23 protein-coding genes are annotated in these 23,254 nt (G+C 69.9%); 15 read left to right on the top strand and 8 right to left on the bottom strand.

Going from position 1 to position 23,254, the window contains the following annotated elements; translation table 11 throughout:
* The 6 genes from OG285_RS11495 to OG285_RS11520 all read left to right on the top strand — a co-directional run bounded on the left by OG285_RS11495 (nt 1) and on the right by OG285_RS11520 (nt 8,859).
* Entirely contained in the window at nt 1-744 is a 744-nt protein-coding gene (locus OG285_RS11495) for an NUDIX domain-containing protein (protein ID WP_371790899.1), read from the top strand.
* Nucleotides 745-1,908, top strand: a complete 1,164-nt coding sequence (locus OG285_RS11500; RefSeq protein ID WP_371790900.1) for a purine phosphorylase — start codon at nt 745-747, stop codon at nt 1,906-1,908.
* A complete protein-coding gene (locus OG285_RS11505) occupies nt 1,905-3,893 on the top strand; it encodes a hypothetical protein (RefSeq protein ID WP_371790901.1) in 1,989 nt (662 codons plus the stop codon). The genes OG285_RS11500 and OG285_RS11505 overlap by 4 nt, the downstream gene beginning before the upstream one ends.
* 20 nt (nt 3,894-3,913) lie before the next feature.
* On the top strand, nt 3,914-4,453 hold the full coding sequence (locus OG285_RS11510; RefSeq protein ID WP_371790902.1) for a hypothetical protein: 540 nt from the start codon (nt 3,914-3,916) through the stop codon (nt 4,451-4,453).
* A 424-nt stretch (nt 4,454-4,877) separates the two neighbouring features.
* Nucleotides 4,878-5,444 (top strand): Uma2 family endonuclease, encoded by a 567-nt coding sequence (locus tag OG285_RS11515; RefSeq protein WP_371790903.1) that lies wholly within the window; start codon nt 4,878-4,880, stop codon nt 5,442-5,444.
* A 205-nt stretch (nt 5,445-5,649) separates the two neighbouring features.
* Nucleotides 5,650-8,859, top strand: a complete 3,210-nt coding sequence (locus tag OG285_RS11520) for a tetratricopeptide repeat protein (protein ID WP_371790904.1) — start codon at nt 5,650-5,652, stop codon at nt 8,857-8,859.
* Nucleotides 8,860-9,127: 268 nt separating this feature from the next.
* Here the strand turns inward: OG285_RS11520 and OG285_RS11525 are convergent, their stop codons facing one another.
* Together OG285_RS11525 and mca are read right to left on the bottom strand one after the other, a co-directional pair.
* The gene (locus OG285_RS11525; RefSeq protein WP_356836148.1) at nt 9,128-9,355 is read right to left on the bottom strand and encodes a hypothetical protein; all 228 of its coding nucleotides are present in this window, start codon (nt 9,353-9,355) and stop codon (nt 9,128-9,130) included.
* A gap of 2 nt (nt 9,356-9,357) precedes the next feature.
* The gene (mca, locus tag OG285_RS11530; protein WP_356836150.1) at nt 9,358-10,239 is read right to left on the bottom strand and encodes a mycothiol conjugate amidase Mca; all 882 of its coding nucleotides are present in this window, start codon (nt 10,237-10,239) and stop codon (nt 9,358-9,360) included.
* A 97-nt stretch (nt 10,240-10,336) separates the two neighbouring features.
* Here mca and OG285_RS11535 point away from each other — a divergent pair, with 97 nt between their 5' ends.
* Together OG285_RS11535 and greA are read left to right on the top strand one after the other, a co-directional pair.
* The gene (locus OG285_RS11535) at nt 10,337-10,741 is read left to right on the top strand and encodes a DUF4307 domain-containing protein (protein ID WP_371790905.1); all 405 of its coding nucleotides are present in this window, start codon (nt 10,337-10,339) and stop codon (nt 10,739-10,741) included.
* 140 nt (nt 10,742-10,881) lie between these two features.
* Nucleotides 10,882-11,379: a transcription elongation factor GreA gene (gene greA, locus OG285_RS11540; protein WP_356836154.1), complete on the top strand. Its 498-nt coding sequence runs from the start codon at nt 10,882-10,884 to the stop codon at nt 11,377-11,379.
* A 79-nt stretch (nt 11,380-11,458) separates the two neighbouring features.
* Here the strand turns inward: greA and OG285_RS11545 are convergent, their stop codons facing one another.
* From OG285_RS11545 to ilvA, 3 genes are all read right to left on the bottom strand, one after another.
* Nucleotides 11,459-12,313 (bottom strand): ABC transporter permease, encoded by an 855-nt coding sequence (locus tag OG285_RS11545; protein ID WP_356837117.1) that lies wholly within the window; start codon nt 12,311-12,313, stop codon nt 11,459-11,461.
* Complete coding sequence (locus OG285_RS11550; RefSeq protein WP_371790906.1) at nt 12,310-13,344, bottom strand: ATP-binding cassette domain-containing protein; 1,035 nt, start codon at nt 13,342-13,344, stop codon at nt 12,310-12,312. Before OG285_RS11550 ends, OG285_RS11545 begins: the two co-directional genes overlap by 4 nt.
* A 181-nt stretch (nt 13,345-13,525) precedes the next feature.
* Entirely contained in the window at nt 13,526-14,755 is a 1,230-nt protein-coding gene (gene ilvA / locus OG285_RS11555; protein WP_356837121.1) for a threonine ammonia-lyase, read from the bottom strand.
* Between the two features lie 168 nt (nt 14,756-14,923).
* Here ilvA and OG285_RS11560 point away from each other — a divergent pair, with 168 nt between their 5' ends.
* From OG285_RS11560 to OG285_RS11570, 3 genes are read left to right on the top strand one after another with little or no spacing between them, the layout of a single operon-like run.
* Nucleotides 14,924-15,427 carry a MarR family transcriptional regulator gene (locus tag OG285_RS11560; protein WP_356837123.1) on the top strand — a complete coding sequence of 168 codons (504 nt, stop codon included), beginning with the start codon at nt 14,924-14,926 and terminating at the stop codon, nt 15,425-15,427.
* Nucleotides 15,428-15,470: 43 nt separating this feature from the next.
* Nucleotides 15,471-15,974: a sigma factor-like helix-turn-helix DNA-binding protein gene (locus OG285_RS11565; RefSeq protein WP_356837125.1), complete on the top strand. Its 504-nt coding sequence runs from the start codon at nt 15,471-15,473 to the stop codon at nt 15,972-15,974.
* Nucleotides 15,971-16,222 (top strand): hypothetical protein, encoded by a 252-nt coding sequence (locus OG285_RS11570; protein WP_356837127.1) that lies wholly within the window; start codon nt 15,971-15,973, stop codon nt 16,220-16,222. Before OG285_RS11565 ends, OG285_RS11570 begins: the two co-directional genes overlap by 4 nt.
* 95 nt (nt 16,223-16,317) lie before the next feature.
* On the opposite strand, the gene OG285_RS11575 is transcribed toward OG285_RS11570, so the two are convergent.
* Nucleotides 16,318-17,475 carry a cystathionine gamma-synthase gene (locus OG285_RS11575; protein ID WP_371790907.1) on the bottom strand — a complete coding sequence of 386 codons (1,158 nt, stop codon included), beginning with the start codon at nt 17,473-17,475 and terminating at the stop codon, nt 16,318-16,320.
* A gap of 51 nt (nt 17,476-17,526) precedes the next feature.
* Here OG285_RS11575 and OG285_RS11580 point away from each other — a divergent pair, with 51 nt between their 5' ends.
* The 3 genes from OG285_RS11580 (at nt 17,527) to msrA (ending at nt 19,615) form a co-directional block, all read left to right on the top strand.
* Nucleotides 17,527-18,642, top strand: a complete 1,116-nt coding sequence (locus OG285_RS11580; RefSeq protein WP_371790908.1) for a hypothetical protein — start codon at nt 17,527-17,529, stop codon at nt 18,640-18,642.
* A gap of 74 nt (nt 18,643-18,716) precedes the next feature.
* Complete coding sequence (locus tag OG285_RS11585; protein WP_371790909.1) at nt 18,717-18,887, top strand: hypothetical protein; 171 nt, start codon at nt 18,717-18,719, stop codon at nt 18,885-18,887.
* Between the two features lie 56 nt (nt 18,888-18,943).
* Nucleotides 18,944-19,615, top strand: coding sequence for a peptide-methionine (S)-S-oxide reductase MsrA (gene msrA, locus OG285_RS11590; RefSeq protein WP_356837135.1), 672 nt, complete (start codon nt 18,944-18,946; stop codon nt 19,613-19,615).
* Between the two features lie 45 nt (nt 19,616-19,660).
* On the opposite strand, the gene OG285_RS11595 is transcribed toward msrA, so the two are convergent.
* Both OG285_RS11595 and OG285_RS11600 read right to left on the bottom strand, forming a co-directional pair.
* Nucleotides 19,661-21,307, bottom strand: coding sequence for a CTP synthase (locus OG285_RS11595; RefSeq protein WP_371793505.1), 1,647 nt, complete (start codon nt 21,305-21,307; stop codon nt 19,661-19,663).
* 37 nt (nt 21,308-21,344) lie between these two features.
* The gene (locus tag OG285_RS11600; protein ID WP_371790910.1) at nt 21,345-22,367 is read right to left on the bottom strand and encodes an Lrp/AsnC family transcriptional regulator; all 1,023 of its coding nucleotides are present in this window, start codon (nt 22,365-22,367) and stop codon (nt 21,345-21,347) included.
* Between the two features lie 148 nt (nt 22,368-22,515).
* Here OG285_RS11600 and OG285_RS11605 point away from each other — a divergent pair, with 148 nt between their 5' ends.
* A complete protein-coding gene (locus tag OG285_RS11605; protein WP_356828364.1) occupies nt 22,516-23,043 on the top strand; it encodes a flavin reductase family protein in 528 nt (175 codons plus the stop codon).
* Nucleotides 23,044-23,254 lie beyond the last annotated feature (211 nt).

Genomic DNA, 23,254 nt, shown 5'->3' on the forward strand with positions numbered 1-23,254 from the left:
ATGCAACATGACGCGTGGTCACCTCCCCCTGTCTTACTGACGGTCGATCTCGTGATCCTGACGCTGCGGGAGGGCCACCTGCACGTCCTCCTGGTGGAGCGGGGCGAAGACCCCTTCTGCGGTATGTCCGCCCTGCCCGGAGGATTCCTGAACCACGACGGTGAGGAGATCCTGGATGCCGCTCACCGCGAACTGGGCGAGGAAACGGCTCTGGCGTCCCGCTGGGTCCACCTTGAACAGCTGGGCGTGTACGGGGAATCGGGTCGCGACCCCCGGGGCCGAGTCGTCTCCGTGGCACACCTGGCGATCGCGCCGGGACTGCCCGACCCGGTCGCGGGGACGGATGCCACCGATGCCGCGTGGGTTCCCGCGCACGCCGTGCTGTCGGGAAGGGTGGAACTCGCCTTCGACCACCGCCGAATCGCAACGGACGGGATCGAACACGCGCGTACCAAGCTTGAGTTCTCATCGCTGGCCACGGCCTTCTGCGGGGCGGAATTCACCATCGCAGAGCTACAACAGGTGTACGAGGCCGTCTGGGGCACCGCACTCGACACTCGCAATTTCTACCGCAAGGTCCAGGCCGCGAAGGGATTCATCCTCCCCGTCGGTACGGACCGCAAGAGCACGGGCGGACGGCCTGCACAGCTGTACCGGGCCGGTCCGAAGACCGTGCTGTTCCCACCGCTGATCCGCCCCGCGCCGCCCGCAACGGAAGAGAACACGAGAGGGAAAGAGGAATAGATGTCGAAAGGCCCGATGGTGATTCTCACCGCCCTCAATCTCGAGTATCAGGCCGTACGTCAGAAGCTGGCGAGTCCGCAGATGCACCGCCATGAGCGTGGTACCCGGTTCGAAGTGGGAACCGTGCAGGGTACGTCGTGCCGTGTCGCGCTCGGCCTGACGAGCAAGGGGAACCATTCCGCCGCGGTGATCGCCGAACGCGCGATTCAGGAGTTCTCGCCGGTGGCCGTGCTGTTCGTCGGGGTCGCCGGCGCTTTATGGGACGCCACCAGGCTGGGTGACGTCGTCATGGCGTCACACGTGTACGCATACCACGGTGGGACCAGCGAGGACGACGGGCTCAAAGCACGCCCGCGGGTGTGGGAAGCACCGCACGGCATCAGCCAGCTCGCCTCGCACCTGGCCCGCTTGGACGACTGGGCGGATTCCGCCTCCGGTCACGAGGACGCGCCACAGGTTCGCTTCGGGGCGGTCGCCGCCGGCGAGATCGTCCAGAACTCAAGGATCTCGGCCGAAGCGAAGTGGATCCGGCAGCACTACAACGACGCACTCGCCATCGAGATGGAGGCGGCCGGTGTGGCGCAGGCCGGCCATCTCAACGGGGCCCCGGTGGCCATCATTCGGGGAATCAGCGACCGGGCGGACGGCACGAAGAACAGCACGGACGACCGCAACTGGCAGCCGCAGGCCGCAGCGAACGCGGCGGCGTTCGCCATCCGGCTGGCGGTGGAACTGACAGCGGAACAGGAGGAGGCCCCGGTGCCTCGGGACGGCAAGGCCCCTTCGGCCGACCGGCTCGGCCGACACGTCAGCAACACCACTCACAACAGCACCGTCGGCATCATGGCTGGCTCGGTCACGGGCAGCAGCGTTCACATGAACACGGCTCCGCAGGAGTCCGGCCCGGTGAACCTGATCGCGACGCTCAACCGTTTCCGCGGAAGTTTGAGGCGGCACCATGCTGAAGACGCCCTCGATGAGGACACGTACCGGGAGGCCCTGGCCGACCTGGACTCCGCCCTCCGGTCGGCCGGCGAAAACACCCCCGATTCGTCGAAGCGGGCGACCATGACGCTCAGGAGACTGCGCGGACTGGTCGTGGAGTGCCCTGCACTGATGGCCGAGCTGGCCCCCTTGGTCGCGACAGTTGGTGACCGGGCATGAGCGACAGCAACGGTGCCACGTACGGCTCGGCCGCGTACGACTCCACCATCGGGATCCAGGCAGAGACCGTACACAACTCCAACGTCTACTTCGTCCACCCGGATGCTTCGCCGCAGGAGAAGTACAGGGTGGGCGTGCGGCTTCTGGAAGACGGAATTCCCAGTCGTGCCCGAGAAATGATCACGGACGCGATCGCCCACGGCTACCACAACGCGGAGGTTCGCTTCCACTGGGTGCTCGCCATGCTCAGCGCACGCACCTACCACGACCTCAGCGTCGAAGAGGTCCAGCGGCTGCGCCACGCCTCCGGGCTCGTGGGGGCCTACGCCGAGGACCAGTGGAAGGACGCCATGCGTGTCACTTTCGACCTGCTGGCGGCGCTCGGCACCGCGAGCGGAGCGACCGGACCTGTACTGAAGCAGCTGCAGGACCTGCCGTCCCGCCAGCATGATGCGATCCTTCGCCACCTCGACCTCATGCTCACCGGAGGCCTGAAGGACGACCTGTGGGCGGAAACCCTCGAAGGGGCTGGGGCGGAGCGCTTCGGCAACGACCGGGTCGGACGGGTCTGGGCCTATTTCGAGCCCTCCCCCATCGGGGCGCGTGCCGTACTCCCCCGCCTGAGCACTGACGCCGCTGGCACTACCCGGGCGGCCCTCCCGCTCCGGCTGGTCCTGTTCGTGGTCAGCAGTGCCGTCCTCGGGGCCCTGGCATGGATCGCGCACCCGGCCCAGGCGGTCTTCGAGTCACTGGTGGCAGTCGGCGCGGGCCGCACCGCGGCCCGCTACGGCGTCCAGTGGCGGGGCCGGGAACCCCGGCCGGACCACACGACCGGGGGCGGCGCCCCACAGCCGCACGGTCCCGCACCTGCCGAGGACGGGTTCACCAAACGCGTCCACAGCAAGTTCGATCACTACTTCAGCGTCCGCACACCCCACGGATTCACGCCGGAAGCCTGGCTCGCACACACCGCTGAGGTCCGCAGCGGCCTCGCCGCCGAGATCGCGGACCTCTACCGGGAGAGTCGGATCAGTGTGGACCGGGTCACCTGGCTGATCCGGTACCTCGCCGAGGAGAGCAGGAACCGCCAGAGCTACGGCACCCTCTTCGATCGACACCGCCTGGACCGGACGCCGGCCAGGACGAAGGTCCTGACCGTGGCAGCCCTCGTTGTTCTCGGCGCCGTGGCTCTGTCAGCGTTCGGCACGGCGGTGTCGGGTGCTGCCCAGCCGCGGCCACTGTGGGCGTTTCTGGCATTGCTCGGTGCGACCTGGTCGGGGCACGCGGCCGTTCAGCTGTGGCTGGAGCTCCGGCGTGAAAGACACCGAGTGGCCCGGGATGCTCGGGAGTACCAGGAGGAGCTGGCCGCACGGCAGAAGGCTCATCAGCGCTGGAAGGCATTCCTGGACGAGACCCGCCCCAGCGAGCGGGAGATGGAGACCTGGCTCACCTGCGACAAGACTTCGTTCGTGGATGAGGCGCTGCAGCACCACCGGCTCGCCTGGCGGGACCTGATCACGCACACCATCCTGGTGGCCCCGGCGCCCTCCTACAGACGAGCCCGGGTCCGGGGCGGCCCGTGGCGGTACTCGCACTACGTCATCCGCCTGTTTCTGTTCACCCGGGACGGCATCCGCGAGATCAGCTCCGAGTTCAAGTTCGTCGACTCGACGCGCAGGAACGAGCAGCGGAGCAACTACCGGTTCGACGCACTGTCCTCGGTGCAGGTGACGGAGAACGCGGATGTCGGCTACGACCTGGAACTCGTCCTCACCAACGGACCAGCCCGGAAGATCCGTGTCAAGGACGCCGATGCCCATCAACTGGCACCGGACGAGAGCGCCCGGGAGATTTCCGAGATCAGTCTCAGCGCGGCCGGCTTCACCCATACTTTCCGCCTCTTGGAAGGGATCGCGGCGGACGGGAAGGACTGGATCGAACGGCACAACCCCGACAATCTGACGCCCTTCCAGGTCGTCGGCTGATCCTGGAATCGAGCACAGGAATGGCTGTGACCTCCATGGACGATGTCACCGAGAGCAAAGTCCTGCTGGCCGAGTACGACCGCCTCAAGGAGGAACAGAAGACCCGCATAGGGTTCCGCGACAACCTGCTCTACTTCACGCTCGCCGCGGTCACCGCGGTCGTGGCGGTCACCGTCCACAGCGGACAGTCCCGACTGTTGCTCTCCGCCCCCGCGATCTGCCTGATCCTGGGCTGGACCTACCTGGTCAATGACGAGAAGATCTCGGCGATCGGCTACTACGTTCGCGACCAACTGGGGCCGCGTCTGGGGGAACTCTCCTCCGCCCAGGGAACGGTGTTCGGCTGGGAGGTCTACCACCGAAACGTTGCGGGCCGCACCATGCGCAAGCGGCTTCAGACCGCGGTGGACCTGTTCACGTACCTGATCCTGCCGATGGTCTGCACGATCGCGTTCTGGTGCTCTCCCACCGCTCGGCTTCTGCTCGTACTCACTTCTCTCGTGCAGACGCTCGCGTTGGCTGTACTGGGCTGGCTGTTCCTGTGCCGTACGGAGCGGTAGCACCAGGCACGCGTACGACACCCCCGGCCTCAGGGTGCGAGCCGAACTCCGCTGCACAGTCAGCAGGCGTCCGACTCGGGCTCGGGCAGCTTGTCCAGGTCAACGGTCCAGGCCCGTCCGTCGGTCAGTTTGAAGGGCCGTTTGGCCGAGCCGTACTTGTGCGTGTGGGCCGCGATGGAGCCGGAGCGGCGAGCTTGTACCAGCCAATCGGTTCACAGCGATCACCCTCTCATGTCGCTCCCGGCGGCCCGGCAAATCGGGCCCCGGGCAGAGAGAGCGCCCCGCCCCGCAGACCTGGCGGTCAGTGGGCCGGCCCGGAGACCGGGAAGCCGCTCACATGCGAATCGGGCGCCCTGGCGGCACGGGACATTACGCTGAGCCGAGGAGCACCGGGATTGTCGAGCATCCTCGAAGGAGGTACGCCATGACCCCCGAGACGGTGGCGCCCGCATGGATGCACGCGCAGATCAGCGCGGAGCAGTACGACTCCTGGTCCGAGGAGCAGTGCGCCGGCATTGAGATCGTGGACGGGATGGTCGTCGTGAGCCCGAGTGCGTCCAAGCGGCCCAACCGGCCGGCCCGGATCCTGGCCAATGCCCTGGACTCCGCGGCGGGCGAGGACTGGAACGCGGACACGGACTTCGACGTCCGCCTGCAGGATGTGCCGCTCACCAACCGGCGCCCGGATGTCGTCGTGTACCGGGCTGAAACGCTCGACCTCACGCCCACCCGCCCGGAGCATGTGCTGCTGGTGGCCGAGGTCGTGTCACCGGGCTCGGAGACCACCGACCGGGTCGTGAAGGTGGACCAGTACGCGAGGGCCGGCATCCCCTTCTACTGGCGAATCGAACAGGCCGCCACCGGGGTCCCACTCGTCTACACCTACGTTCTCGACCTCGCCAGCAAGACATACCGGGACGGCGAGGTGTTCACCGGTGTGATCAAGGCTGCCGCGCCCTTCTCCGTCACGGTCGATCTGGGAACCGTCTGACCGGGCTGGAAGATTTCCTGACCTCGCAACAAGCCATGCGTCCAGCGCGCCCGGGCGCGCGCCGCTGCGCGACCGCCCCCGCCGCACGCCCGCCACCACGCCGGACCCGCACCACTTCCCGGTCCCCGGCCCGGTTCCCTCGCGTTCCGGCGCCCCGCGCAGGACACTTGCCTTCCGAACGGAGTATCCCGGAGGGGGAATGCATATGCGGGACGGCCATCGGGCTGAAGCAGAGCGGCTGTTGGCGCGCGCCGTGGAGGAAGAGGTGCGGCGGGCGGGTGGCCGGGCCGACGGCGGGACGCTGCTGGCGCGCGGGCGTGGTGCGCTCGACGCGCTGGCCGGGAGCGCCGCCGACGAGTATGCCGCGTACACCCGCGCACTGGACGCGGCGCAGGCCGAGCAGCATCCGCTCTCCGCGCACTTCAACCGCGCGTCCCTCGCAACCCCCGCGCTGGTCACCGTGGTTGCCGCCATCGCCGCGTGCGGTGCGGACCTCGCCCTCGGGACCGGCGGCGGTACCGCGGCCGGCTCGGGCGTGGTCGTCGCCGTCGCCGGGGCCGCCGCCACCGTGGCCAGGGTGACCGCGGCGCACTGGCCCGCGGCCCACCGCAGAGCCGGGGCCCAGGGGCAGCCCGGCGGCGCCGAGCAGCTGCGGCTCCAGTGGCTGACCGCGCTGGAAGTGCGGGGCATCCGCCCGTACCTGGACCAGCAGCGGATGCTCGCCGCGCCCCAGAAGAAGACGAAGAGCACGGTGCCGCCGCAGTTGCGCGGCACCGACAAGAGCGCCGCCGCGCGCAGGCGGTCCACGCTCGACCAGTCGTTCGGCCAGCTGCCCGAGGCGGACGGGCCGTTCGCGGGGCGCCGCACGGAGATGGCGCGGATCGCCCAGTGGGTGCACGCGGCCCGCGCCTCCACCGAGACCCGGCCGACCGTCGTGGTGCTGCACGGCGCCCCGGGCTCGGGGCGCACCACCCTGGCCGTACGCGCGGCGCACCAGCTCAAGGACCAGTTCCGCGGGGCGTGCGTGGTCGATCTGCGCGGCGCGACCCGGGACGAGCCGCCCCTGTCGACCAGGGACGCGCTGCTCCATCTGCTCAACCGGCTCGGCGCGCCGCGCGAGCAGCTGCTCTTCCGGGAACGCTCTTCCCCCGAGCAGCAGTTGAAGCGGCTGAGCGAGCTGTACCACCAGCATCTGACCGGGCTGGCCGTCACCGTCGTGCTGGACGACGCGTCGGATCCGGCGCAGGTGCGTGCCCTGGTGCCGGAGCGCTCGGACAGCCTGATCCTGGTGACGTCGGGCGCCCCGCTCGAACTGCCCGGCGACATCCGGGCCTGGGTGCACCAGCTGCCGGTGGGGGCGCTGGACGCGGCGGGTTCGGAGGAGCTGCTGCGGGAGACGGCGGAGGAGCCGGAGAGCCCGTACGACGCCGAATCGACCGACCTCGTCGCGGAGTTGTGCGGCGGGCTGCCCCTGGCGCTGCGGGTGGCGGGCTCCTCGCTCGGCCGGCGGTCGACGCGCGAACTCGCCGGGCACCTCGGCGCGTACCGGCACCTCGCCCCGGTCGAGCGGGCGCTCGCCCTGCGCTACAGCGACCAGCCCGAGCAGGGGCGGCGGCTGCTGCGCCGGCTGGCGCTGGCCGGGCGCGCCAGTCTGGGCGCGGCCGCCGCCGCGGCGCTGCTGGCCGCCGACGACCAGGAGGCCCGGCGGCTGCTGACCCTGCTGTCGCGGGCCGGCCTGATCGACCACGTGCGCGGCAGCCGTTACCGGCTGCACGACTCGGTACGGACGTTCGCGCAGGCCAGGCTGGAGGAAGAGGAGCAGCCGGAGGAGCGCACGGCCGCGCAGGAGCGGCTGATCCAGAGCTACGCCGAACTGGCAGACGCGGTCATCCGGCTGGTGGACGGCAAACTCTCCACCCGGGCGGGCCAGTTCGGGCCGCACGGCTTCGCCTCACTGGACGCGGCGCTGCGCTGGCTGGACGAGGAGTCGAGCTTCATCACCTCCGCGCTGCGCCAGGCGGAGGGCGTCGGCCAGGACGTGGTGCTGCATCTGCTGGGCGCGCTCTGCGACTACTGCCTGCTGCGCGGCGACCTCTACCGGCTGGGCGAGATCAGCGAGCTGACGCAGTCCGTCGGGCAGGGGCTCCTCGCCAGGTCGGTGCAGTGGCGTACGGGGATCGCGGCCCGTCAGCTCGGCGAGCTGGACACGGCGCGTACGACCCTGACCTCGGTCGTCGACCTCTACCACGAGGCGCAGCAGGGGGCGGGCGAGGCGCTCGCGCTCTGCTCGCTCGGCATCACCCTGCACCACCAGGGGAATCTGACCGAGGCGGCGGCGCGGCTGCGGGAGGCCCTCGCACTCCAGGCGGCGCCGGAGCTGGCGGCGGACCGCGCCTGGTCGCTGCACGCGCTGGCGGCGGTGGAGCGCGATCTGGCGCATCTGCCGGAGGCACTGACGCTGCTCTCGACGGCGCTCACCCTGCACCAGGAGAGCGACTCGCTGCACGGCGAGGCGTGGACGCACTTCCAGCTGGGCCAGCTCTGTCTGCGCCTGGGCGACGTGGTGCGGGCCGACGAGGAACTGCGCACGGCCCTCGACGCGTACGGGCAGACCAGGGACGGGCGCGGCGAGGCCTGGGCGATGACCCAGCTGGCCCGCGCCAGACTGGTCGACGGTGACGCGTCGGTCGCGGTGGACCAGCTGCGCCAGGCGCTCTCCCGCCACCGGGACAACGAGGACGCCCGGGGCGAGGCCTGGACGCTCTACTACCTGGGGCAGGCCCTGGAGGAGCACGGCGACCGCGACCAGGCGGTACGGGAGCTGGAGCGGGCCCGGACGATGTTCTCGCGGATGCGGGACGTGTACGGGCTGGCCTGCGCCCGCCACCACTCGGGGCGGGTCACCCGTGACCAGCGCGCGGCGCAGACGGGCAACCTCCGCAACAGCGGTTTCGCCCGCCAGCTGCTGGTCGACGCGCGGACCGACTTCCACCGGATCGGGGTGGCGCACGGTGAGGCGTGGACCTGTCTGGAGCTGGCCCTGATCGACGCGGGCAACGGCCGCGCGGCCCAGGCGCTCGGGCTCTGCGACGAGGCGGCGGCGCTGTTCGCGACGTACGACGACGGAAGGGGCGGCGACTGGGCCCGTTTCCTGCGCTGCACGCTGCTGCCGTACGCGTCGCCGGGCGGCTCGGAGGTGGGCACCGCGGTGGCCGCTGAGGAGCTCGCCCAGCTGATCCGGGCGGAGCACCCGGCCCGTGACCCCGGTCTCGCCGACTGCGCGGAGGCGTACGCCCTGGTCCTGGAGCGCGGTGTGTCACTGGACGACGGCTGGCAGGCCTGGCTGCTCGGCATGGTGCCGGGCCGGAACGCCCGCGAGATCATGGGCGTACCGCTGTCGGTGGCGCGGCGGTAGCCGGCGGGCCGCCGGAAACAGCGGCCCTTCGCCGGTGGGCAGCGCGGCCACGGCGGCAGCCCGGAAGGGCCGCCGCCGGACCGCGGCGACGGCGGGCGGCGCGGCCCGGAAGCGGCGGCGGCCCGCCGCGTGCTCCGGCGCACCACACCCTCCGGCCGTACGCGCGCTCCATCACCGGGCGGGCACTGTCGCAGCCCGTCCGGTGATGGGGGGCCGGCGGTCGGGGACCGGGGTCCCCGGGGGCCGGCGGGGCGGGGCCCCGGAGGCCTCAGCCCTGCTTGCCCTCGGTCCCGGCCGGCCGCGCCGGCTCGGTCTGCGGCTCCGGGGCCTCCTTGAAGGCCACCCGGCCCATGTGCCGGCTCATGGACTTCATCAGCAGCCACACCCCCACGGCCAGGGCCGCGAAGACGAGGAAGCCGAGAAGCCCGGGAGTCACCTTGTTGTCGTCGACCTCGGCCAGAGGGACGAGGTGCGTCAATGCCTGGCTAGCGCTCATAACTAGGCATTGTCCCGGATGCCCGCAAAGAGGTCGTCCTCGGGGAGGGATGTCGGCACGAGGGACTTCGCGAGCTCGTACTCCTCGGTCGGCCAGATCTCCTGCTGGATCTCCATCGGGACGTGGAACCAGCCACCGTCCGGATCGATCTGCGTGGCGTGCGCGATGAGCGCCTTGTCCCGGATCTCGAAGAAGTCCGCGCAGGGAACGTGCGTGGTCAGGGTGCGTTCGGCGCGCTCGAACTGCTTCCAGCGCTCCAGCCACTCCGCGTACGGCGACTCGAGGCCGCGCGCCAGCAGCGCCTCGTGCAGGGCCACGGTGCGCGGCTTGTTGAAGCCCTGGTTGTAGTAGAGCTTCTGCGGCTGGAAAGCCGGGCCGAATTCGGCCTCGGGGTACTTCCCGGTGTCCGCGGCCGCCTCGAACGCCACCATCGAGACCTGGTGGGTCATGATGTGGTCGGGGTGCGGGTATCCGCCGTTCTCGTCGTACGTCGTGATGACCTGCGGCCGGAATTCCCGGATCAGCCGCACCAGCCGCCCCGCGGCCACGTCGACGTCCTCCAGCGCGAAGCAGCCCTCGGGCAGCGGAGGCAGCGGGTCGCCCTCGGGCAGGCCCGAGTCGACGAAGCCCAGCCAGGCCTGGTCGACCCCGAGGATCTCGCGGGCCTCGTCCATCTCCCGCTTGCGGACTTCGTGAATGTTCTCCTCGATGTAGGCGTCACCCTGGAGTTTGGGATTGAGGATGGAGCCGCGCTCGCCTCCGGTGCAGGTCACGACCAGCACGTCCACCCCCTCGGACACGTACTTGGCCATGGTCGCCGCACCCTTGCTCGACTCGTCGTCGGGGTGGGCGTGGACGGCCATCAGGCGAAGCTGCTCAGTCAAGACAGGATCCTCAGTGATTCGTCGCAATCGGCGGCTTCTATAGTGACCGACTGAGGGGACGGAAAATTCCGGGATCCCCTGCACTGGAGGAACGATCATGACGGCGGTTGGCGAACAGCTTCCCGAGGGCCGGTACGGCCGCTCGGCGGACGAGCGCGCGGACCGCAAGCTGAAGATCATCGGAGCGGTGCTCGGCGCCGTGGTGATCGGGATCGTCGGCTGGTTCGGCTACCAGTCCATCGGCGGCAATTCCATCAGCGGTGAGGTCATCGCCTGGGACATCGCGTCGAACCACGCGGTCGACGTCCATCTGACCGTCCGCAAGGACGCCGGGCTCCACGGCACCTGCACCCTGCGCCTGCGGGCCACCGACGGTGACGAGGTCGGCCGCAAGGACGCCAGGTTCGACCAGGACGAGAAGCGGATCGACCAGGTCGTGACCGTGCGGACCACGTCCAGGGCCACCAGCGTCGAGCTCGTCGGCTGCCAGACCGGCTCCTGACGCTTCGGTCCTCCCCCTTACGCTGCGGTCCTCCCCCTTCGGCTCGTGAATTGTTAGGCTCGTGGTTTCGCCCGCCCCTGGAGGCACATCCTTCTGGGTAGGGCGATGCTTTGTATTTCCGGTACCTACGAGGAGCACCAGTGACCCAGACCAGCGAAAACGTCACCTGGCTGACCCAGGAGGCGTACAACCAGCTGAAGGCTGAGCTGGAGTATCTGTCGGGTCCCGCACGCTCGGAGATCGTCACCAAGATCGCGGCCGCCCGCGAGGAGGGTGACCTGCGCGAGAACGGCGGGTACCACGCGGCCAAGGAGGAGCAGGGCAAGCAGGAGCTGCGCGTACGCCAGCTGACCCAGCTGCTCGAACACGCGAAGGTCGGCGAGGCCCCCGCGGCCACCGGCGAAGCGGCTCCCGGCATGGTCGTGACGATCGCCTTCGACGGTGACGAGGACGACACGATGACGTTCCTGCTCGCCTCCCGCGAGTACGCGAGCTCGGACTTCGAGACGTACTCCCCCCAGTCGCCGCTGGGCACTGGTGTGATCGGCAAGAAGGTCGGCGAGAACGCCGACTACGAACTGCCGAACGGCAAGACGGCCACGGTGAAGATCCTCAAGGCCGAGCCGTTCAAGGGCTGAAACCGGATGTGCGACAGCCGCCGATTCCCCGGCCGCGTCCTGCGGCCGGGGAATCGGCGGCTGTCGGTGACCGGCCGGGTCAGGCCGCGGCCGACCGGTACTTGCGGACCGCCAGGGTGCGGAAGACCGCGAAGATGACCAGCGACCAGATCAGCGAGGCCCACACCGGGTGGTGCATGGGCCAGGCGTCCGACGTCGACACGCCCGGGTTGCCGAAGAGGACCCGGCAGGCCTGAACGGTCGCGCTGAAGGGGTTCCACTCGGCGATCGGCTGGAGCCAGCCGGGCATCATGGCTGTCGACACGAACGCGTTCGAGACAAAGGTCACAGGGAAGAGCCAGACGAGCCCGCCCGAGGTGGCCGCTTCCGGTGTGCGGACCGAGAGGCCGATCAGCGCGCCGATCCACGAGAAGGCGTACCCCAGCAGAAGCAGCAGTCCGAAGCCGCCGAGGACCTTCCCGATGTTCTCGTGGGTGCGCCAGCCGACGAGCAGGGCCACGATCGACAGCACCACCAGGGTGAGCGCCGTCTGGACCAGGTCGGCGATCGTACGTCCGGTGAGCACCGCGCCCCGGGCCATCGGCAGCGAGCGGAACCGGTCGATCAGGCCCTTGTGCATGTCGTCGGCGATGCCCGCTCCGGCACCGGCGGTGGCGAAGGTGACGGTCTGGGCGAAGATGCCCGCCATCAGGAAGTTGCGGTAACCCACGGCGCTGGTCGAGCCGTTGACGACCAGGGACCCGCCGAAGACGTAGCTGAAGAGCACCACGAACATGATCGGCTGGATCAGTCCGAAGATCACGATCTCGGGGATGCGGGTCATCCGGATCAGATTGCGCTTGGCGATGACCAGGGAGTCGTTGACCGACTGGAAGATCCCGCCGCGCGGCCGCGGGGCCAGTGGATTGGGTGCGGCATCCGTGACGGCGCTCATTCGCCGGCCTCCTTGGCGCTCGTGGCTGCGTTGCCCGCGGGGCTGCTGCCGGTGGGGCCGGCGCCCGGGTCGGGCTCGGTCTCGTCCTCCGCCTCGGCCACATGGCCGGTGAGCGAGAGGAACACGTCGTCCAGCGTGGGGCGGCGCAGCCCGATGTCGTCGATCTCGACGCCCCGCCCGTCCAGGTCCCTGATGACCTCGGCGAGCAGCTTGGCGCCGCCCGTCACCGGAACGGTCAGTTTCCGGGTGTGTTCGGCGACGGCGACCTCCCCCTTGCCGAGAGCCGTCAGCACCTCGCGGGCCGGGCCGATCTGGCCGGGCTGGTGGACGACGACCTCGACGCGCTCACCACCAGTGCGGGCCTTGAGCTGGTCCGACGTACCGCGGGCGATGACCTTGCCGTGGTCGATGACGCAGATGTCGTGGGCCAGATGGTCGGCCTCTTCGAGGTACTGGGTGGTGAGCAGCAGCGTCGTGCCTCCTGCCACCAGCTCCTGGATGACCTCCCAGAGCTGCTGCCGGTTCCGGGGGTCGAGCCCGGTGGTCGGCTCGTCCATGAACATCACGGGCGGGGACACCACGAGGGCGGCGGCGAGGTCGAGCCGCCTGCGCATCCCGCCGGAGTACGTCTTGGCGGGGCGGTCGGCCGCGTCGGCGAGGTGGAAGCGGTCGAGCAGCTCGACCGCTCTGCGCTTCGCGTCGCGTGCGGACATCTGGTAGAGCTGTCCGACCATCTGGAGGTTCTCGCGGCCGGTGAGGTACTCGTCGACCGCGGCGAACTGCCCGGACAGGCCGATCGACCTGCGTACCTCCGTGGGGTGCTTGAGCACGTCGATCCCCGCGACGACCGCGCGCCCGCTGTCGGGCTGCAGCAGGGTCGTCAGGACCCGGACGGCCGTCGTCTTGCCGGCGCCGTTGGGCCCGAGCAGGCCGAGGACCGTGCCTTCCGGCACGTCGAGATCCACGCCGTCCAGTGCTCGTACGTCACCGAAGGTCTTCACCAGACCTTCGGCATAAATGGCGCCAGGCATGTGGGCTCCCCCATGATGCATTTGTGGTTCATTTACGGACACATCGTAAATTTGGCACGGCCATACCGCCCTCCGGCGAGTGACGCGCACCACACGCTATCGCGATGTATCGCGTTTCCGCAGAGGTTTCGGGGTTTTCCCGTCACCCGCGGCTGAATCCCCCGGCCGGGCCCCACGGGCCTCACCCGATGACGGTGTACCCCGCGTCCCGCAGCGCGACGCCGACCTCGGCGCAGTGCTCGGGACCCTTCGTCTCCAGATGCAGCTCCACCTCGGCCTCGGTCAGACCGAGCCGCGGATCGGTCCGCACATGGCTCACATCGAGCACGTTGGCGTCGGCCACCGAGAGGACGCCCAGCAGCGTCGCGAGCGCACCGGGACGGTCGGTCAGCCGGAGCCGCAGCGACAGGAAGCGGCCCGCGGCCGCCATCCCGTGCGTGAGGATGCGCTGTATCAGCAGCGGGTCCACATTGCCGCCCGACAGCACCGCCACCACCGGTCCCTCGAACGCCCCGGGATCGCTCAGCAGCGCGGCGACCGGGCTGGCACCGGCCGGCTCCACGACCATCTTGGCCCGCTCCAGGCAGAGCAGCAGCGCGCTGGAGAGCTCGTCCTCGGAGACCGTACGGACCTCGTCGACCAGCTCCCGGATGATCCCGAACGGCACGTCTCCCGGGCGACCCACCTTGATGCCGTCGGCCATCGTCGGGCGCGCCTCGACCGACACCGGGCGCCCCTCGGCGAGCGAGGGCGGGTACGCGGCCGCGCTCGCGGCCTGCACACCGATCACCTTCACATCGGGCCGCAGCGCCTTCACCGCGACCGCGATCCCGGCGGCCAGTCCCCCGCCGCCGATCCCGACGACGATCGTCCGGACCTCGGGGCACTGCTCCAGGATCTCCAGCCCCACCGTGCCCTGACCGGCGATGATGTCGGCGTGGTCGAAGGGGTGGATGAAGACGGCGCCCGTCCGGTGCGCGTACTCCTGGGCGGCGGCGAGCGTCTCGTCGACGACCTGCCCGTGCAGCAGGACCTCGGCTCCGTACTCACGGGTCGCGGCGACCTTCGGCAGCGGGGCGCCCAGCGGCATGAAGACCGTGGAGCGCACCCCGAGGAGGGACGAGGCGAGGGCGACGCCCTGCGCGTGGTTGCCCGCACTGGCCGCGACGACACCGGCGGCGCGCTCCTCGGGGGTCAGCCCGGCGATCCGGACATAGGCGCCGCGCAGCTTGAACGAACCGGTCCGCTGGAGGTTCTCGCACTTGAAGCGGACCGGTGACCCGACGAGACGCGAGAGATGCCTGCTGCCCTCGATCGGTGTCGTCCGTGACACTCCGGAGAGCATCTTCTGCGCTCCGAGGACGTCGTCAAGGATCAGCGGCGGCAGGGGGTGTGACGTACCGAAGCTCATGCGTCAAGTCTCGCAGCTCGGCGCCGGCCGGGCCGCCCGAGTCCAGCGGCCGGGCAACGGCCGGACCGTCATGTTCGCAACGGTTGAAGCAGCGCAGGTACGGGGTCGCGCCGGGCCGCGTACTCTGTCCCCCACTGTCCGCCCACCGCACGAAGAGAGCCCCCGGCCATGCCCCTTTCTCAGGACATGACTTCTGATATCGACCCGCGCTTCCTCGATGCCCTCCAGCACCAGGTGGCCCTCTTCGCCCGCCGCGCCGAGCAGACCCGGCTGGGAGGCGTCGGCCAGGTGCGCAACTCGATGGACCGCGCCGCCTATCTGCTGCTCAACCGGCTGGACCGGGAAGGCCCGATGGGGGTGAAGGCGCTGGCCGCGGGCATGGGCATCGACTCCTCCACAGTGACCCGGCAGGTCGCCCCGCTCGTCGACACCGGTCTGGTCAAGCGCACCTCGCACCCCGAGGACGGCCGTGCGGTCGTCCTTCAGCTCTCCCCGCGCGGCCAGGCCCGCCTGGAAGAGGTGCGCGCCTCGCGGCGCGAGCTGATGGTCCAGGTCACCGACGGCTGGACGCAGGAGGACCGCGAATCCTTCTGTGCCCTGCTGACCCGCTTCAACTCGGCGCTCTCCAGCCGCACGGCAGCCCCGCAGGAGCCGGGTGCGCCGACCTCTTGACCGGGTGCGGCGACCTGCTCTCAGATGAGAGCAGGGAGGCACTGTGCGGGAGCGGGCAGCAGCACGGGAACGCCGCCGCGACGAGGAGTTCGAGTCCTTCGTCGCGGGCGCGGCCGGACGGCTCCTCCATGTGGCCGTCCTGCTGACGGCCGAGCCCGCCGGCGACACCCCGCGGGCGCGGCGGCTGCTGCTGGCGGCGCTCTCCCGTACGTACGCGCACTGGGACAGGCTGCGCGGCGACGATCCGTACGAGCACACCCGTCAGGAACTGGCCGCCCACTTCGCCCACAGCGCCTGGCGCCACCGCCTGCCCCGGCTGCCGGGCCGGTCGGGACGGGCGGGCGGTGGCGTGCTGGACCGGCTGACCCCGCGGGAGCGTCTCGTCGTGGTGCTGCGGCTGTACGAGGGGATCGCCGAGGAACAGGTCGCCGCGGCGGTCGGTCTGCCGGCCGAGCGGGTCCGCGCGCTCTGCGGTCACGCGACGGCGACCCTGCGCAGCGTCCCGCAGGAGGCCGCGCCCCGGAGGCCCGAGGTGGCGACGCCATGAGCCTGCCGGACCGCAAGGAGGAGATGGTCCGCCGGATGCTGGAGGGGCCGCATCCGCCCGTCCCCGCCGGTCTGGCGCTCCGCGCGGCGGAACGCGGCACCCGGATACGGCGCCGCCGCACGGCGGGCCGGAGAGTGGCGTGGCTGCTGCTGGCCGCGGCGCTCACGGGATTCGTGGTGTGGGCGACCCTGACCCAGCCGTGGGAAGCACCCCCGGCCCGGACTGCCCCGCCGGTGGAGGGCTACTGAGCGGGGACCGCCCCGCTGCTGCCTGCCCCGGGGGGCAGCAGCCCGCCCCGGACTCGTCCGAATCCGGGGCGGGTACTGGTCAGCGGGTCAGCGGGTCAGCCCAGTGCCTGCTGCAGATCCGCGAGCAGGTCGTCGGCCGACTCGATGCCCACCGAGAGCCGGACCAGGTCCCCCGGAACCTCCAGCGCCGACCCGGCCACCGACGCGTGCGTCATCCGCCCCGGGTGCTCGATCAGCGACTCCACCCCGCCGAGCGACTCGCCCAGCGTGAACAGCTTCGCCCGGTCGCAGACCGCGACCGCCGCCTCCTCGCCGCCCTGGACCCGGAACGAGACCATCCCGCCGTACGACCGCATCTGCTTGGCCGCGATCTCGTGGCCGGGGTGGTCGGACAGCCCCGGGTAGAGGATGCTCGTGACCTTCGGGTGCCGGGTCAGCATCTCCGCGATCCGCGTGGCGTTCTCGCTGTGCCGGTCCATCCGTACGGCGAGCGTCTTGATCCCGCGCAGCACCAGCCACGCGTCGAACGGCCCGCAGACCGCACCCATCGCGTTCTGGTGGTAGGCCAACTCCTCGCCGATGTCATCGGAGTTGACGACCAGCGCACCGCCGACCACGTCCGAGTGGCCGCCCATGTACTTGGTCATCGAGTGCACGACGACGTCCGCGCCGAGCGCGAGGGGCTGCTGGAGGTAGGGGCTGGCGAAGGTGTTGTCGACGACGAGCTTCGCGCCCGCCGTGCGCGCCACGTCGGCGACCGCCGCGATGTCCGTGATCCCCAGCAGCGGGTTGGAGGGGGTCTCCACCCAGACCACCTTGGTACGCGGGGTCATGGCGGCCCGTACCGAGGCCGGGTCCGTGGTGTCGGCGACCGACCACTCGACGCCCCACCGGGACACGACCTTCGCGAAGAGCCGGAAGGTGCCGCCGTACGCGTCGTTCGGGATGACCACGTGGTCCCCGGGCGTCAGCAGCGTACGGAGCAGGCAGTCCTCGGCGGCGAGGCCGGAGGCGAAGGCGAGCCCGCGCCGGCCGCCCTCCAGGGCCGCCAGGTTCTCTTCGAGCGCGGTTCGGGTCGGGTTGCCGCTGCGGCTGTACTCATAGCCGCCGCGCAGCCCGCCCACGCCGTCCTGCTTGAACGTGGAGACCTGATAGATAGGGGGTACGACCGCGCCCGTCAGGGGGTCAGCGGTGTTGCCGGCGTGAATGGCGAGGGTCTCGAAACTCTGGTGCACGCTGTCCTGGTCGCTCATGAGCACCGAGCGTAGTGGTCAGATGTCGGTCGTGTCTGGTTCGCTTGACGCATGGAGATTCTCTGGTTCCTGCTCGCGATGTGCATGCTCGCGGCAGCGCTCGGCCCGTACCTGCTGCGCAGACGCGGCGGCATCCACCAGGTGCTGCCCGGTTCCCCGGACGCCGCGGACCCCGATGCCTACGGGTTCCTGCGCCAGGAGGAGCTGGACATACGGCTGCCGGGCCCGGACCAGGATCTGCTGGACGTGCTGGAGGTGGTGCAGCACACGCAGAACTGGCGGCCCGCCGCCCAGCTGCTCGCCGGCACGGGCGCGTCGGGCGAGCTGCGCTGGCAGCGGGTGCAGGCCTTCGCCGGGGCGGCCTCGCTTGAGCTGTCGCAGCGGCCGGGCGTGGGCGGGGCCTGGCTGCGCAACTGGCGCTCCGAGTCCCCGAAGGACGCGGGCGCGGCCCAGGTGCACGCCGAGTTCCTGGTGCAGCAGGCGTGGCGCTCGGAGTCGCCGGAGGACGCGCGGACGGACGACTTCCGGATCATTCTGGAGGAGGCGCGCACGGTCTGCGGCGAAGCGGCTCTGCTCGCTCCCGGCGATCCCATTCCGTACATCGTGGAGCTGGCCGTCGGCCGTGGACTCGCCTACCCCGAACCGCAGTTCGAGCAGTTGTGGGCCAAGGTGATCGACCGCGCACCGGAGCACATGGGGGCGCATCTGGCCGCGCTGCACTACTGGTGCGAGAAGTGGCACGGCTCCCGCGACCGGGCCGACGAGTTCGCGCACGCGGCGGCGGCCCGCGCACCCCGCGGCTCGCTGCTGGCCGCGCTGCCCCTCTTCGCGGTGTACGAGCACCTGCCCGAGGTCATGCTGGTGCAGAGCTTCTACCGGAGCGCGGTCGTCACCAGGGCGGTGGAGGGGGCGATGCACGCGGTGCACACGGCCCGCGCCGACGACCCGATGCTGGCGCACGTACGACACCTGCTGGTGCTGTTCCTGGTCAGGTCCGAACGCTGGTGGGAGGCGATGAACCAGCTGGTCCGCATCGACGGCCACGTGGGGGCGCTGCCGTGGACGCTCGACCAGGATCCGGCCGCCGTGTACGCGGTGTACCGGGCGCTGGCGGTCGCGGGGTACGAGGCGAACGGCGGCAGCCCGGCCACGCTCCCCGCCGAGTAGCGCGCTGAGTAGGCTGACGGCACACCGCACGGCCCTCCCGCACACGGGACCCCGACGAGGAACGAGTGAGCCCGATGACACGCCTCATACCGCTGGTCCTGATCGGCTTCGGCGTCTACTTCTGGTTCCGGTCCAGAAGGAGGACGGCGGCATGGCTGGAGCACCGGGCGTCCCCCTCGTCCTCGTCCTCTTCCTCTTCCTCGTCCTCTTCCTCCCCCTCCCCCGAGGACCGGCAGGAATCCTGACGGGAGCCCGGGCGTTGCACGGGGTGCACCCATAACTCCCCGAGGAGCCGCAGCCGATGTTCCTGAACCGCACCCCCCAGCTCCCCACCCCCGACCAGGCCCTGCGGGGCCGGGACACCCCGGAATTCGAGCTGCCCGCCCGCCACACGGTCCTGGGCAACCCGCTGTCCGGCCCGTACCCCGCGCAGCTGGAGACCGCCGACTTCGCCCTCGGCTGCTTCTGGGGCGCCGAGCGCATCTTCTGGCAGACGGAGGGCGTCTGGACGACGCTCGTCGGCTACCAGGGGGGTTCCACGGTCAACCCGGCGTACGAGGAGGTCTGCTCCGGCCTCACCGGCCACACCGAGGCGGTCAGGGTGGTCTTCGACCCGGAGGTCGTCCCGTACACGACCCTGCTCAAGATCTTCTGGGAGTCCCACAACCCGACCCAGGGCTTCCGCCAGGGCAACGACGTGGGCACCCAGTACCGCTCGGCCGTCTACACCCACTCCCCGGCCCAGGCAGCCGCGGCGGCCGCGTCCCGCGAGGCGTACCAGCAGGTCCTGACGGGCTCGGGCTACGGCACGATCAGCACGGAGATCCAGCCGTCCGACGGCCGGCCGTTCTACCCGGCGGAGCCGTACCACCAGCAGTACCTGGACAAGAACCCGGCGGGCTACTGCGGAATCGGCGGCACGGGGGTGAGCTGCCCGATCGGGGTGGCCAAGGCCCCGGCCTCGGACGGGTGAGGACCGGGCCGGTACCGGTACCGGGGCCCCCGGCCTCTCCCTCGCTCACCCCTGGTGCCCCTGACGTTCGACGGCTGCCTTGACCAGGCCCGCGAAGAGCGGGTGCGGGCGGGTGGGCCGGGAGCGCAGCTCCGGGTGGGCCTGGGTGGCGACGAGGTACGGGTGCACCTCGCGGGGGTACTCGACGTACTCGACGAGCTTGTTGTCGGGGGACGTGCCCGAGAAGACCAGGCCGGCCTTCTTCTCCAGGTCCGCGCGGTAGGTGTTGTTGACCTCGTAGCGGTGGCGGTGGCGCTCCTCGACGTACGGCTGGTCCTCGTACGCCTCCCGGATGAGCGAGCCCTCGGCGAGCTTCGCCGGGTAGAGGCCGAGCCGCATGGTGCCGCCCAGATCGCCGGCGCCCTCGACGTAGGCCAGCTGCTCCTCCATCGTGGAGATCACCGGATGGCCGGTGGCCGCGTCGAACTCGGTGGAGTTGGCGTCCGGGATGCCCGCGACGTTCCGCGCCGCCTCGATGACGATGCACTGGAGGCCCAGGCAGAGGCCGAGCAGCGGGATCCGGTTCTCGCGGGCGTACTGGATCGCGCCGACCTTCCCGTCCACTCCGCGCTCGCCGAAGCCGCCCGGGATGCAGATCGCGTCGACGTCCCCGAGCTGCTTCTTCGCGGCGGCCTGCGTCTGACAGTCGTCGGACGTGACCCACTTGACCTTGACCCGGGCGCGGTTGGCGAAGCCGCCGGCCCGGATGGCCTCGGTGACCGAGAGGTAGGCGTCGGGCAGGTCGATGTACTTGCCGACCAGGGCGACGGTGACCTCGTGGTCGGGGTTGTGGACGCGGTCCAGCAGGTCGTCCCAGGTGGACCAGTCGACGTCACGGAACGGCAGGTCGAGCTTGCGCACGACGTAGGCGTCCAGTCCCTCGGTGTGCAGCACCTTCGGGATGTCGTAGATCGACTTGGCGTCGACGCAGGCCACCACGGCGTCCTCGTCGACATCGCACATCAGCGAGATCTTGCGCTTGATGGCGGTCGGCACGTCGCGGTCGGCACGCAGCACGATCGCGTCGGGCTGGATGCCGATGTTGCGCAGGGCCGCGACGGAGTGCTGGGTGGGCTTGGTCTTCAGCTCGCCCGAGGGCCCGATGTAGGGCAGCAGCGAGATGTGGACCACGAAGACGTTGTCCCGGCCGACCTCGTGGCGGACCTGGCGGACGGTCTCCAGGAACGGCAGCGACTCGATGTCACCGACCGTGCCGCCGACCTCGGTGATGACGACATCGACGTCGTCCGTGGCCATCCGCCGGATACGGTGCTTGATCTCGTTGGTGATGTGCGGGATGACCTGCACGGTGTCACCGAGGTACTCGCCGCGCCGCTCCTTGGCGATGACCGTCGAGTAGACCTGACCGGTCGTGACGTTGGCGGAGCCGTCGAGGTCCACGTCGAGGAAACGCTCGTAGTGGCCGATGTCCAGGTCGGTCTCGGCGCCGTCGTTGGTGACGAAGACCTCACCGTGCTGGAACGGGTTCATCGTGCCGGGGTCGACGTTCAGGTACGGGTCGAGCTTCTGCATCGTGACCCGCAGGCCGCGGGCCTTGAGGAGCGCACCGAGACTGGAGGCGGTCAGACCCTTGCCGAGGGAAGAGGCGACACCCCCGGTGACGAAGATGTGCTTGGTCGGCCGTATGGACAGATGCGTGGGCACCAGTGAACTCCCGTCTGATGGCGGTTCAGGGCTGGTTGGGATGTGCGGCGAGGACGCCGTCCTTGAGGACGGAGCCACGTTTGAAGGCGTGGACGACGAGTTCGGTGGCGACCTCGGTGATCTGGGGCAGGGCGCCGAGCCGTTCGCCGAGGAAACGGTAGAGGTGTGCCTCGCTCTCCACGCACACCTGCACCAGCAGGTTGGAGGTTCCGGTGACGGCCGCGCAGTAGCGCACTTCCGGACAGCCGGCGAGTTCGGCACCGACGTGGTCCAGACCGGCGGGGCCGACTTTGAGGTGCAGTTGTGCCTCGAAGGGGTGCCCGAGCAGGGCGGGTTCGATCTCCGTACGCAACTGGATCATCCGGCGTTCCAGCAGCGAGGACACGCGGCGGCCGGCCGTGGCGACGGAGAAGCCGAACCGTCGTGACAGATCGGTGAGGCTGATGCGGGCGTCTTCGGCCAGAGCGTCGGCGACACGTCGGTCGGTGGGGGTCAGTTCGTAGTGATCGGCGAGGTCGGCCAAGGGCTGGACCATGCTGGCCAGCAGCTGTCGCCTCTCGTCGGGAGCCAGGAGCGGAACATGCCAACTGGCCTCGGTGGTGAAGGTCTTGAGGGTGAAGTGGGCCTCCACGAGTGTGATGTCGGGGAGACCGGGGAGACCGGGGATTCCTTCCGCCATCAGGGTGTGCAGTCGGGATCCGTACGGCAGCAGCGTTTCGCACCACAGGGTGCTGGAGCGTCCGCACAGGGCGAGGACCGTGCGCAGTTCGGGATGTTCGGCGAGTGCCTGTGCGGTCTTCTCCAGGGCGCCGGGTGCGGCCTGGAGGCGCAGGCCGACAGAGTTCCCCAGCCCGCAGCGCATGACATCGTACGTCGCTGTGGGGCGGATGGCCCGGGAGTCGGCGAGCCGTTGGACCCTGCGGGCGACGGTGCGCTCGTGCTCGCCGAGGATCCGCGCGATTTCACCGACGCCGGCTCGTGGATTGACCTGCAAGGCAGCCACTACGCGCCGGTTGGCGTACTCCAGGGTGTCTGAATCATTCACCATAGCTAGATCATTACAAGTTCTTGCCCATGATCGGTAGGCGTCTTGTCTGGAGTCGCCATTTAGTGCAGACTTTTAATCTCCGAGAAAGCTCACAGAACAACGTGCAGCTCGGGCTCCGCCGTTCTACGTTCTACCGTGAGGAACGCTCTTGCATGGCGAAAGCGCATCCACCACAGTTCAGGACAATGTCACCGCCGGTTCATTTCGCCTGGCCGTCGGAAGCTTCTGTACAGGTCTCACCGTCATCAGCGCCATGGGTCCTGACGGGCCCGTCGGATTCACCTGCCAGGCATTCTCCTCCCTGTCCCTCGATCCGCCGCGGATTCTGGTCTGTCCCGGCCGTACGTCCACCACCTGGCCGGTCATCAGGGGTGTGGGCAGGTTCTGCGTGAACGTCCTGGCCGCGGATCAGACCGACCTGAGCAGGCGTTTCGCCCGCTCGGGCGGCAACAAGTATGTCGGCTTGCAGTGGAGCTGTCCGCCCGGCGGGTCCCCGAGACTCGACGGCGCGTGTTCCTGGCTGGAGTGCGCGACCGAGACGGAGTTCGATGCGGGCGACCATTTTGTCGTTGCCGCCCGTGTTCTCGCGCTGGACACGGTCGAGGACAGAAAACCCCTGCTCTATCACCGTGGCCGGTACGCATCGTTGGCCGAAAGTGCAGCCGGTCCCACGTAACCGTAAAGGTATAGAACGAGGCAGGGAAAGCGCGCTACACCCCGTACGCACACCATCACTTTCCCGCCAGGCCATCTAAAGTCGGCCACTCTAAAGAGCTTGATCCTTTCCGGCCACCCCTCTGGCATTCCCTGACGGTGGCGCGATTTACTCCTCGCGCCGACTCCAGGCAATGCCTCCCCATGTCAAATAGACATTAAATGTCTGTCAG

Source organism: Streptomyces sp. NBC_01471 (genome assembly GCF_041438865.1).
In the GTDB taxonomy this organism is placed as follows: Bacteria; Actinomycetota; Actinomycetes; order Streptomycetales; family Streptomycetaceae; genus Streptomyces.